Genomic DNA, 11,892 nt, shown 5'->3' with positions numbered 1-11,892 from the left:
GTCCTTTTTTAAGCAGAAGCGTGGTTTTTTGACCCGGGAAGCACGCCCCGATCCGCCTTTCCTGCTTATTTCTTCAAAAAAAAACACAAAAAGTATTGACTGCGGGTAAGAAAGCGTCCTGCGGAGGTGAAAGCAGGGAAATGCATAGGCATGTATAAAAAACACTTTATAAACAGCCTGAAAAAGAGAGTGCCCGCAGGCACTCTCTTTTCTGTTTACCGTTGAAAGGCCCAGCTTCCTTTTTCAGGGCTTGTTATGTCGGAGAGATCTCCAAGCGTTGTTTTGCCGCGGTCTTCGAGGTAATGTAGAAGCTCAACAAGGAGGTGGGCTGTAGTCAGCGCATCTCCAACAGCACTGTGCCGTTCGAAAATTTTCGTTCCGAAGTTCAGAGCGTAGTGCTGAAGATCCCGCATGTCCCAGGATGGAGCCAGAAAACCGATAAGATCAAGCGTATCGATATACAGTGGTTCATCGAACGTATACTTGTAACGGAGAAGCTCTTTTTTAAGCACGGTCACATCAAAAGCAAGATAGTGGCCGACCCATCCATCACTTTCATTACGTTCGATAAATTCATAAAAGCTTTCGATCGCTTCAAATGCCTCCGGGGCGTTGGCCACATGTTCCTCTGTTATCCCTGTAAGTTTCTGAATGCGGTCAGGAATTTCCCGGTTGGGGTTTACATACGTTTGAAACGTGCGGTCCGTCACCTGCAGATTTTCCACCTGCACCGCCCCGATTTCAATCATCCGGTCCCGTCCGCCAACCGCGAACCCGGTGGCTTCCGTGTCGAACACAGTAAAAGACAGATCGCGTATCGGGGTGTTAAGCGGCTTATCCTGCATCAGCTGATAGTGCATCTTTTTTTTCTTCCAAAACATCATAACCGGAACGCTCCTTTATGTGCGGCTTACCGACCAGCAGCAGAATATTAAATAAATTTTCTGAATATTCTTTATTATACTGGAAGAATACCGCTTTGTCATGAAGTAAAAGGAAACAGGAGACAAATTTTCTTCTTGAAAAGCTGAGTTAATGTCGGCTGTTGATCACTGGAGAAAAACTTCGCTTTCGACCAGCCTGCCGTGGAGGAGATTTCCGGGCAGAGACGCCTGCGGAAGCGCGCAGGTCCTCCCGGACGGAAGGACAGCCGCATACTTTCTCCGTGGCAGGTGTAAAGATCCGCAGGCAGCCTTCAAAAAAACGGAACTTTAATAAAGGCTGCAACGGGTTGAGAAACTTATAAATAATTTGTTTAACTTATTCAGCTGGATTTTTAAATTACATAATTCCAAAAGCAGCAAGTGTCTTGCTTTGAAGAGAACGGATGGTTTTCAGTGCAATCATCAATTCTTCTTTTTCCCGGCTCTTCATGTGAGCAAAGTGCACTTCACTGGAGCTTTCCTCACCGCGCTTGTATCGTCCCCACGACTGTGATACCCGGATAGAGAGTACGACTTCGTAAGCAAACAGGAGATCGTCGGCGAAGTCTCTGCTGATAGCATTCTGTGACTGCAGCAGGCGGATCCGTTCTTTCGGTGTACCTTCGACGATGCCATTATGCGCACCGAGCAGCTGCAGCCCGTGGTAAAGAGGGAAGAGTGCCTGTTTTTTAATATCAATTTTCTCCCGTTTCATACGGAAAATTGCACGGATTGGGTGATCAAGTGTCGGCACCGGCGACTGTTTTTCCTGTTCTGCTGCACGGTAAAGAAAGATGCGGGATTTTTTGAACTGATCCTTAACCATCGACGTAAACCGGTCGTGAAGTACTTCATCACCGCATAAATAACGGAACGAAAGAAAGTTGTGGCCGAGGAGTATATTATCATTCGTAGCCCGGAGCCCCCACGTTCTTAAACGTTCTTCCCAGCGGGAGATAGTGCCGCGCCACTGTGTGAAGCTTGCCATCATATCACCACGGCAGCGCTGATAACCGGCGCTTTCCATCATTTCAACGATATATTTACCAAAGAGACTGAAGTAGGTATCAATTTTTTTTACTTCGTCTTTTGGCACGTTTTCATAAACAAGAAAATGATCCTGGTCTGAAAGCATAAACTGTTCGCCGCGGCCGCCGCTTCCCATAACAAAAAATCCAAAGGAAACAGGTGGTCTGCCGTGGCCCTCTGCCTCCATTTTTTCGAGTGCGAGATCGACACAGTGACGGACTAGACGGTCATAAAGGCTTGTAATAACGTCCATAATATGCAGAACCGGTATGTCGTCCTCAATCAGTTTATCAAGAACGCCGTAAATTGCGTGTTTTACTTCATGCAGGTTTTCACTCGTCGACTGCTCAATCTCCTGCAGGATGTCGAATGTACCTCTGTTTTTCTTTCGAAGAAGATCGGAAAGTGTAACCATGCCAAGGGGCCGCCCATTGGCTGTTACAGGCATGTGTTTTACACCGTTGATTAAAAATTTGGACAGTGCTTCATAATAATAGACGGAGCGGGAAACAGTATACGGCTTCGGCGTCATAATATCTTCCGCTGTCTTGTCCCGGGTGTCTCCGGAAGCAACGACCCGGGAGACAATATCTTTTTCAGTAATAATTCCACACAGCTTTTCTTTATCATCAAGGATGAGAAGGGAACTTACACCGGATTCCATCATATGCTGTGCGACATCCCTTACTGGTGTGGAAGCGGCGATAGTAATCGGAGGCTGAGTCATTAAATCCTGCACCCGGCGGATAAACGGGTCGCTTTCTCCCCACTGGCGGGCAAGTTTCACCTGTTCGGCGAGGGAAGCGTAAATCTCCCGGAGCCGGACGGCTACCTGACGCATCATATAATCCCTGACAGCTTCATCATTCCATCGTGCTTCAAGCACCGTATAGGGAATGTGAAGGCATACAGAATCTTCCGCTGCACTTACTTCCACGGTGTAATTTTCTTCGTGGGGGTTCGGTTCTCCAAGAAAATCTGCAAGGCTCGAAAAACCGATCATTTCGCCCATTTCCAAAACTTCAAGTACTTCCTGTTCGCCGGCCTGCTGCCCGGTGTTAACAGAAACTTCCGCGACACCCTCAAGCATAAGGAGAAGACCCTCCCGCGCAGATTTTGCGTAGAGGATCTTGTCTCCTTTGCTGTAACTGTTCAATTCACACTGCTCCAGGAGCTCCTCCAGCTCAGCGGCGGGAGCGCCGCTGAACAGAGGATGCTTCTGTGCATTTTCAAGGTAATTATTTGGCTTGTTCATCATTCATCCAAACCTCTCCATCTTTATAAGTCATTTGTTCCGGATAGCGCAGATCAACAGCTTCGTCCTGAAGACGCTGTTCCGGAGGAGGAGTCATAAGTGAAACGATAATTACAAGCAGAAGGTTGGCGGTAACCCCGAACACTCCGGCCCCTGTATCCTGGATACCGAAGAAAGAAACGCCTCCCATGGATAGGAAAATATAAGTGAGCGTTACGGTCAGGCCGCCGAGCATTCCGGCAATTGCGCCTTGACGGTTCATACGCTTCCACCATACACCAAGGAACAGTACCGGGAAGAAGGTACCTCCGGCAAGGGCAAAGGCCCAGGCAATAATCTGGGTAATAACCCCAGGCGGATCAAGTGCGACCAGTCCGGCTGCAATAGTCGAAAGGACGATCGCCACCCGGCCGGCAAGCAGTCGGTTGCTGTCCGTTGCATCCGGCTTCATAAGACGATAATAAATATCGTGTGCAAAGGAAGAGGAAATCGTAATCAATAGACCACCTGCTGTTGAAAGGGCAGCAGCCATCGCACCTGCGGCGACGAGACCGACAACAAACATTCCCAGGTTTGCAATCTCAGGCGTTGCCATTACGACAATATCCTGATGAATAACGAGATCTTCCCAGGCAAGTACACCGTCTCCGTCCGAGTCGGCAATTTCCAGAAGACCGGTGTTAAGCCACGGCTCTGTCCAGGCCGGGAGATCATCGATCGGAGAGCCGACAACCTGTGTCATAATAACAAAGCGTGAAAACGCTGCATAGGCCGGTGCGGAAAGATAAAGCAGAGCGATAAAAAGCAGGGCCCAGGCACCGCTCCAGCGGGCAGCTTTCATCGTTGTAACGGTGTAGAAACGAACGATAACGTGCGGGAGCGCCGCCGTACCGACCATCAGTGTAAACAGCAGGGCAAGAAACTGTGCCCTGTTTCCTTCTTCAAAGGGGGCAAAGTACTCTGAAATACCAAGTTCCCTGTCGAGCGCGCCGAGCTCATTGACAACATTCCCGTATGTAAGCCACGGCAGCGGGTTGCCTGAAATCTGAAGCGATAAAAATACAATCGGTACAATATACGCTGTGATCAAAATCATGTACTGGGCTACCTGGGTCCAGGTAACACCTTTCATACCCCCGAGGGAGGCATAGATTGCGATAACAACTACACCGATCATTACTCCGGTGGAAGCAGGAAGGTTCAGAAGACGTCCAATAACTACCCCGGAGCCGGAAAGCTGTCCAATAATGTAAGTAAAACTGATAATAATCGTTGCAATCGCAGCGATCAGACGGGCCGGGTTGCTGTCGAACCGGTCACCGATAAATTCCGGGACCGTAAAACGGCCGTACTTCCGAAGCTGCGGAGCAAGCAGGAAGGTTAATAGTAGATAGCCTCCCGTCCAGCCCATAATATAGGCCAGACCGTCGTAGCCGAGAATCATAACTGTACCTGCCATCCCGATAAAAGATGCGGCACTCATCCAGTCCCCGCCGATAGCCATCCCGTTCCAGAACGGAGGAATACCCCGGCTGGCTACGTAAAAGTCGGATGTTACTTTGGCACGATTGTAGACCGAAATCCCGATATAAAGTGCAAATGTTAGTAAGATAAGTATGAGTGATACTAGCGACTGCTGGTCCACGCATTATCCCTCCTCAAGAAATTGTATCCTGCAAAAAAGCCGGGAGCCGGTTTAATGATCAGCTCCGCCGCCGCTGATTTTAACGTTCTGCTTCTCGTCAATTCCGAATTTTTTATCAACCTGATCGCTGATAATAGCATTCAGGAACAGCAGAATTACAAAGGTGACAACAGCTCCCTGAGCTCCCATGTAATAGTGGGCGGGCATGCCCATGATCATGGCACCTGATTCGTTGATCGCTTCGGCAAAGAAAGCGACACCGAAGGATACAGAAAAACCAATGATTAAAAAGACGACAACGAGCGTTGTACGGATTTTAAAATATTGATCTGCTACTTTCTTCTCTACTTTCTGCATTTTAACTTCCTCCTTTTTGTAAAAATGCTCATTTATTCACGACAACCGTCGGCATTCACCCCCTTCAAGCCGAATTCAGTCAACCTTTTTGAAATCGCTTTCAAAAATTTCTGCACAGTACTACCGCCGGGAAAGTGAGGCTCCTTTTTCAATATGCCGGCAGTCCCGGCACATGACCATCGGTGTCTTTCTGGCAGATATAATGTAGTTTGTTACAAGAACTGCTGGAATAAATAAAAGAAACAGCGGTTCAATGAAGATGCTGACGGCCAGGACAACCAGCACCGGGAGCATCGATGTTAAAAACAAGTAGCGCCATTTCTGCATGATCATCACGTTGCTGCTTTCACATGAGGCGCAGACATATGGATTTTTTTCTGCTGTTCTGCTCATGTAATACCGCCTCCCGGCTATCTCAGACTAAAAACAAACCGTACCGTATCCCAAAACGGCATTGGGACCATGGCTATCTGTACTACCATGAAGATTGCCATCGCAAACAATGGAACGGTCAGGAGCTGCGGTTTACGGTATTTCACGGTCGCAAAAATAGAGAGCGCAACGACAATCCAGAACGCGATAAGTATCCACATACATTTCCCCTCTTTCTAATGACTGACTGGTCATCCGGTCTGCTGCTGCCGGAATCTGTTCGATTATACGCTGCCATTCCTGATTCTGACCTATAACAGACTTACGGAAAAAGGTCCGCTGAAGTGACAGCGGAGCAGCGATTTCTTCCTTCCTAATATGTAAAGGAATGGTACGTATTAATTATTTCAAATTTTCAGACATAAAGTCAACAACTTAAGTATAATTTACCGAAAAAATTTATCAGCATAAAGAAAAAAAGTACGAACGGAGCAGAATTAGTAAAATTGTGAAAGCCTTAAAAACCCTTTAGTAACAACGATCTTACAGTAAATAAAAACCAGCATTTACTTAGAAATAGGAGTATACTTAGTATAAATAGAACTATTTTACAAATAGAAAAAGCGGTGTTTTTATACATATGCTGGAAATGGTCAGCAATACTGGTCTGGGAAGGTGAGGAAAATGGGTAAGAAACTGCTGAAGCTGGGGCTGGCCATGATCCTGCTGCTTGTTACTGCTTTTTCTTTTAACCCCGGAACTGCAGATGCTGCAAGTTCCAAGTTTGTCACTCAGGGAAATACATCAAGTAAAGTCGTGGCACTGACGTTTGATGACGGAGCGGATGGAACAAACATTTCAAAAATTTTGAACACGCTGCAGACGGAAAATGTAAAAGCTACCTTTTTTCTTACCGGCACGGGACTGAAGCATCATCCGGCAGAAATAAAAAAGATTACGGACCGCGGCCATCAGATAGGCAACCATTCCTTCACCCACCCGTATTTTACGAGTCTTACTGCTTCACAGATGAAAAGCGAGCTAGACAAAACAGAAGCGCTGGCGAAGAGCGTTACCGGTAAATCAACGAAGCCAATTTTCCGTGCTCCATTCGGCGCATCCAATAATGCTGTTCTTTCCGGAGTAGGGGCTGCGGGATACACGCATACGATCCAGTGGAACATTGATACCGTAGACTGGAAAGGGGTTTCAAAGACTCAGATTGTTAACAAGGTTGTTAATAACATCACACCGGGTTCGATCGTTTTGATGCATACGGGGGCCGGTGCTCCCGGGACACCTTCGGCTCTCCCGGAAATTATTAAGCAGTTGAAAGCAAAAGGGTACAAATTTGTTACTGTATCCGAAATGCTGAACCTGCAGACTGCTCCAGCTACCGGCACGACCTACACTGTCAAGGCAGGGGATACGCTTTACAGCATTGCCAAAAAATATAACACTACAGTGAGTGCGCTTACATCACTGAACAAGCTGAGCAATCCGAATGCTTTGCAAATTGGGCAGGTGCTGAAAGTGAAAGCAGAAACACCTTCACAGCCTCCACCATCGACTGGCAGCACTTATACGGTGAAATCAGGGGGTACACTTTACAGCATTGCTAAAAAATATAACACTACAGTGAGTGCATTGACTTCCTTGAATAAACTGAGCAATCCGAATGTTCTGCAGGTCGGGCAGGTTCTGAAGCTTAAAGCAGATGCAGCAGCTCCTCCATCAACCACAACCTATACCGTAAAAGCTGGGGACACGCTGTATGCTATTGCAGCGAAATATAACACTACCGTTCAGAAAATCACGGCAGCTAATAACATTTCAAATGCAAATGTAATCCGGGTCGGTCAGGTTCTCAAAATTCCAAAATAAAAACCAGCTGAATACTTTAAGTTATATACTGCCTTCATAACGAATGATGTTATGAAGGATTTTTCTATTTGATTACTTAAGTGTATAAATTCGGTCCAACGAACAATTGTTTAAATTTACTGCGCGGAAACGCCTAAATAGCGGGAAGCATCTGAATTTTAATGTTCTCGACCGGGCCCTTATACGTGTATTGCGTCAGCAGAGCCGGATGAAAATCTAAAGTAAACAATTCATTAAACCGGAAATGCTGCGAGCTTTATTAAACTTTTCAGGGCCGGGCTCGGCTGGAAGACTGTTCACATATTCACAGCTGAATTTACATTACGTACAAAAGTGGGAGAGAGCCTCTTATTCTGACCCGTCTGAGGGCTTTATTTTTTTAATTTTCCTCGTCCGCGTTGTGGTTTTTATTTTACATGTTTCGAATCACCATCAATGTTTCCATCACGCATCTCGTTTGGGTTTTGATCAGCAGTTTTTGGCGGCGTGGATTCGCTCTACTCGGTTGAAGCTTTTTTGGAAAGCAGGGAGCCGACCGCTGCCGCTGGTGCAATAACAATTATAATATAAGGGATCGTCTGACCCGTTCCTTCAAATGATTCCTTCCGAATAATGAGACGAATGACTGCGAGTGGGGCGACGAGTAACACAGCTTTTATTTTCTTCATTTACTATTCTTATAGTTCAATATAAATAAGCACTGTGTTAATTATAATTTCAGGGAGAGGAAGCTGAAAAAGCCATAGGCGAAATGTTTTATACGTTTACCTGAATAATCAGAAAGGAATAAGAATAAGTGAAGAAGAAACGGGCACGTACTATAATAAGGAGGGAAAATACATGAATTTAAACGTTTCTCAGAAAATTATTAAAGATCATCTCGTCAGCGGAGAAATGAAACCAGGGAGCGAGATTGGTTTAAAGATTGATCAGACGCTGACTCAGGATGCGACGGGAACAATGGTTATGCTTGAGCTGGAAGCGATGGAAGTGGAGCAGGCACAGACAGAAGCTTCTGCCCAGTACGTGGACCATAATATGATTCAGGCAGACAGCAGAAACCCGGACGACCATCTCTTTCTCGAGAGTGCAGCGCAAAAGTTCGGTTTGTATTACAGCGCTCCCGGCAACGGAGTGAGCCATCCTGTACACATGCAGCGGCTTGCTGTCCCGGGGAAAACCCTCCTCGGTTCAGACAGCCACACGTGTGCTAACGGCTGTATGGGAATGCTTGCGATGGGAGCCGGCGGTATTGACGTAGCACAGGCGATTGCAGGAGAGCCGTTCAACGTTAAAATGCCGAAAATCTGGGGAATTTATTTGACTGGAGACCTGCCGGAGTGGGTGAGTGCCAAAGATGTAATTCTGGAAATGCTGCGCCGCCATGACGTCAAAGGCGGAGTCGGTACAATCATGGAATATTACGGTCCCGGTCTGAAAAACTTAAGTGCGATGGACCGTCATGTTATTGCCAATATGGGGGCAGAGCTTGGTGCAACAGGCACCGTTTTCCCATCCGATGAAGAAATACGCCGTTTCTTAAAGAGTCAGCAGCGTGAGGAAGACTGGGTGGAGCTGAAAGCGGATGAAGGCGCGTCGTATGATATTGAAGAAACAATCGATCTGTCGACCCTGGAACCTCTCATAGCTAAACCTACGAGTCCGGGTAACGTCGTTCCGGTAGCGGAAGTAGCGGGTGAGGACATCTACCAGTCTTATATTGGGTCGTCGGCGAATCCGGGTTACCGGGACTTTGCAGTTGCTGCCGAAATTGTTAAAGGAAAGCAGATCGCACCGGGTCTATCTTTCGATATTAACCCGACGTCACGGCAGATGCTTGCAGACCTCGTAGCGGATGGTCATATTGCAAGTCTCCTCGCTTCAGGAGCAAGACTCCACCAGGCCGGATGTAATGGCTGTATTGGTATGGGACAGGCGCCTGCGACAGGCAAAAACAGTCTGCGCACCACCCCGCGTAACTTCCCGGGCCGTTCCGGAACAAAAGAAGACAGCGTATTTCTATGCAGTCCGGAAACCGCTGCTGCTTCCGCGTTAACCGGGAAAATTACCGACCCGAGAACGCTCGAAATGGACTATCCAAGGGTGAAAGATCCGGATGAACCTAAGCTTGACTTTAAACTGCTGGAAGAACCGCTGCCGCTCGAAGAAGCAAAAAAGGTGGAGATTCAGCGCGGTCCTAATATCGCGGCGATCCCAGAAATGGAAAAACTGCCGGAGGACATTCACGTACCGGTAATTATGAAGCTTGGTGACAATGTATCGACGGACGACATTCTTGCCGGCGGTTCACGTGTCCTTCCTTTCCGGAGCAACCTGCCGGAAATAAGCAAGTTCTCTTTTGAGATGCTCGACGAAACGTACTATGAAAGAACGAAGGAAATGCAGTATGAGAAAGGTCATGCCATCGTCGGCGGATCCAATTATGGTCAGGGGTCGAGCCGGGAGCATGCGGCACTTGCACCGAGGTATCTCGGTCTGCGTGTCGTTATTACGAAAGATTTCGCCCGTATTCACTGGCAGAACCTTGTGAATTTCGGTGTCCTCCCGGTAACATTTAAAAATGAGTCGGACTACGATGACCTGGAAAGCGGGGACGTTATCCACATGAAAAATATCCGTTCCTCTCTGGAAAAAGGAAACTTTATTCCGGCAGTTGTAGAAGGAAAGGATAAAGAGCTGGAACTGGAGCACGCGTTGTCCCCCCGCCAGGTAGAAATACTTCTTGAAGGCGGCTTAATCAACTGGATTAAAGAAGGAAAGCAGAAAACCCCATAAATCAATATTATTAACGTATACAGGAAAACTTCCTCCACGATTGAATTAAGTCGTGGAGGTTTTTTATATGGTGCTGCTAAGTATACAAATAAAAAGCATTTTTTTATCAGTACAAATCATTTAAAAAAGTGTGTGCGCTTTAGGTATATCGGGAATAGATACATCAGACATTCCGGAATAATTTGTTAGGAAATAAGGAGGGAATAAAAGTGGAACAGCAGCAGAAAATCAGTACGGAAAATCAGCTGCATCTTCAGACATCCGGATCTATCAAAAGAGGAAAAGAAACTATTTTTCATACAGACAGCTGCGTTGAACTCGATGGGTTAACGTGGGCGGTGTGGGGGGGAGCAGCCGAAAAAGGTATCCAGATGAACATCTGGATTAAAGACTATAATTATGGAGCACTCCGCTGCAGTACCGAACAAAGTTTTCCAGGAAATTCTCCTTATAATATTGCCGCTTATCCTGCCCCGCAGTGGACTGTTCTGGAATATGATACCGGTACGTACCGGTACGCTTTTAATTTTAATGAAACGCCGGCCCGTTTTCCGGAAGGATGCCGGGTGGAAATGGAGCATACATCAGAAACAGAAGAAGAAATTCATTACAGTATCCGGCTGAGAGGAAGAGATCTGCGATGATTACTTTCCCGCAGTCAACTCCTCATCCCTATAAAAAACAGACGTATAAGGAACTCGAATCCAGGCTGCTTCGAGAATATGATTACGAAAAACTAGGTACGGCCAGTGATGAAAAAAGCTGTATATACGGATTGAAATATGGAGATATGGAAAACAAACCGGTCATATTATTAAGTGCATGCATTCACGGAGAGGAGTGGGAATCGACTTACTGGACTCTTCACTTTTTTGACTGCGTTATTGACCCGGAAAAAGCAGAACCTCCAGTTCGCCACTTTTTCGAAACCCTTCGCATCCGTTATAGTTTTTACTGCATACCAGTGATTAATCCGTTCGGCTTTGAACACAGCCGCCGCCTGTCAAAAGATGAGGTGGACTTAAACCGTGTCTATCATAAAGATAAATACGCGGAAGTAGAAATTGTCAAAAAACGGATTGCAGAACTGAAGCCGGTGCTCGTTGCAGATAACCATACGGCAGAAATGCCAAAAGAAACGATTGGTGTCGGTGGTCTGGGGAATAAAAACATCGTATTTCTCGGGGAATCCATTATAAAGTCGATGAAGTTTATACGGGGGCACAACCAGATCGAATGGTACCGGGAACCTGTTCAGGAAAACGTCAATATTGGACGGGGCTGGATTTCTGGTCAGCCATCCAAGAGCAGCCATTCAGTTTTCAGCGTCATTGTGGAAGCTGCCCGTGAAGCTCCGTTGGGCAGTCTGCAGAGTAAAGCGGAATTCGGCTTTAATGCTATTCTTTGTACGTGTCTGTATGCGGATTTGTATTTCCGGCGTGGGATACTTGGAGGTACCGGTAAACAGGTACTTTAAAAGGATTAGAAAGAATAGATTCTTACTTGAAGACCTGCGGTAGTATGTCAATGAAAAAATAAGATGATATTTGTTTATCAAAGGACATATTCAAGAAAAAAGCCCGTAGGAAAGAACCCTAGCATTTTTGGTAAAAACTAGGAGTTCGAAAGGT

The 11,892-nt window shown here is 46.5% G+C and carries 10 protein-coding genes; 4 read left to right on the top strand and 6 right to left on the bottom strand.

Annotated elements, in window-relative coordinates; all coding sequences use genetic code 11:
• Window positions 1–215: 215 nt before the first annotated feature.
• The 5 genes from C6Y45_RS16725 to C6Y45_RS16700 all read right to left on the bottom strand — a co-directional run bounded on the left by C6Y45_RS16725 (window position 216) and on the right by C6Y45_RS16700 (window position 5,602).
• On the bottom strand, window positions 216–881 hold the full coding sequence (locus C6Y45_RS16725; RefSeq protein ID WP_425427881.1) for a 3'-5' exonuclease: 666 nt from the start codon (window positions 879–881) through the stop codon (window positions 216–218).
• 400 nt (window positions 882–1,281) lie between these two features.
• On the bottom strand, window positions 1,282–3,210 hold the full coding sequence (locus tag C6Y45_RS16715) for a DUF294 nucleotidyltransferase-like domain-containing protein (RefSeq protein ID WP_107586365.1): 1,929 nt from the start codon (window positions 3,208–3,210) through the stop codon (window positions 1,282–1,284).
• Window positions 3,191–4,852: a sodium:solute symporter family protein gene (locus tag C6Y45_RS16710; RefSeq protein WP_107586364.1), complete on the bottom strand. Its 1,662-nt coding sequence runs from the start codon at window positions 4,850–4,852 to the stop codon at window positions 3,191–3,193. Before C6Y45_RS16710 ends, C6Y45_RS16715 begins: the two co-directional genes overlap by 20 nt.
• Window positions 4,853–4,903: 51 nt before the next feature.
• Window positions 4,904–5,209 (bottom strand): DUF4212 domain-containing protein, encoded by a 306-nt coding sequence (locus C6Y45_RS16705; protein WP_107586363.1) that lies wholly within the window; start codon window positions 5,207–5,209, stop codon window positions 4,904–4,906.
• Window positions 5,210–5,329: 120 nt separating this feature from the next.
• Window positions 5,330–5,602, bottom strand: a complete 273-nt coding sequence (locus tag C6Y45_RS16700; RefSeq protein ID WP_107586362.1) for a hypothetical protein — start codon at window positions 5,600–5,602, stop codon at window positions 5,330–5,332.
• A 663-nt stretch (window positions 5,603–6,265) separates the two neighbouring features.
• Between C6Y45_RS16700 and C6Y45_RS16690 the strand changes: the two genes are divergently transcribed.
• On the top strand, window positions 6,266–7,465 hold the full coding sequence (locus C6Y45_RS16690; RefSeq protein ID WP_107586360.1) for a LysM peptidoglycan-binding domain-containing protein: 1,200 nt from the start codon (window positions 6,266–6,268) through the stop codon (window positions 7,463–7,465).
• A 497-nt stretch (window positions 7,466–7,962) separates the two neighbouring features.
• On the opposite strand, the gene C6Y45_RS17735 is transcribed toward C6Y45_RS16690, so the two are convergent.
• A complete protein-coding gene (locus C6Y45_RS17735; RefSeq protein WP_160058478.1) occupies window positions 7,963–8,133 on the bottom strand; it encodes a hypothetical protein in 171 nt (56 codons plus the stop codon).
• A gap of 172 nt (window positions 8,134–8,305) precedes the next feature.
• Here C6Y45_RS17735 and C6Y45_RS16685 point away from each other — a divergent pair, with 172 nt between their 5' ends.
• The 3 genes from C6Y45_RS16685 to C6Y45_RS16675 all read left to right on the top strand — a co-directional run bounded on the left by C6Y45_RS16685 (window position 8,306) and on the right by C6Y45_RS16675 (window position 11,738).
• The gene (locus C6Y45_RS16685; protein ID WP_107586359.1) at window positions 8,306–10,261 is read left to right on the top strand and encodes an aconitate hydratase; all 1,956 of its coding nucleotides are present in this window, start codon (window positions 8,306–8,308) and stop codon (window positions 10,259–10,261) included.
• 209 nt (window positions 10,262–10,470) lie between these two features.
• Window positions 10,471–10,905 carry a hypothetical protein gene (locus C6Y45_RS16680; protein ID WP_107586358.1) on the top strand — a complete coding sequence of 145 codons (435 nt, stop codon included), beginning with the start codon at window positions 10,471–10,473 and terminating at the stop codon, window positions 10,903–10,905.
• The gene (locus C6Y45_RS16675) at window positions 10,902–11,738 is read left to right on the top strand and encodes a DUF2817 domain-containing protein (protein WP_160058476.1); all 837 of its coding nucleotides are present in this window, start codon (window positions 10,902–10,904) and stop codon (window positions 11,736–11,738) included. Before C6Y45_RS16680 ends, C6Y45_RS16675 begins: the two co-directional genes overlap by 4 nt.
• Window positions 11,739–11,892 lie beyond the last annotated feature (154 nt).

Origin of the sequence: Alkalicoccus saliphilus (genome assembly GCF_003044065.1) — a bacterium.
Taxonomy (GTDB): Bacteria; Bacillota; Bacilli; order Bacillales; family Salisediminibacteriaceae; genus Alkalicoccus; species Alkalicoccus saliphilus.
This window is presented reverse-complemented; position numbering and strand designations above follow the sequence as displayed.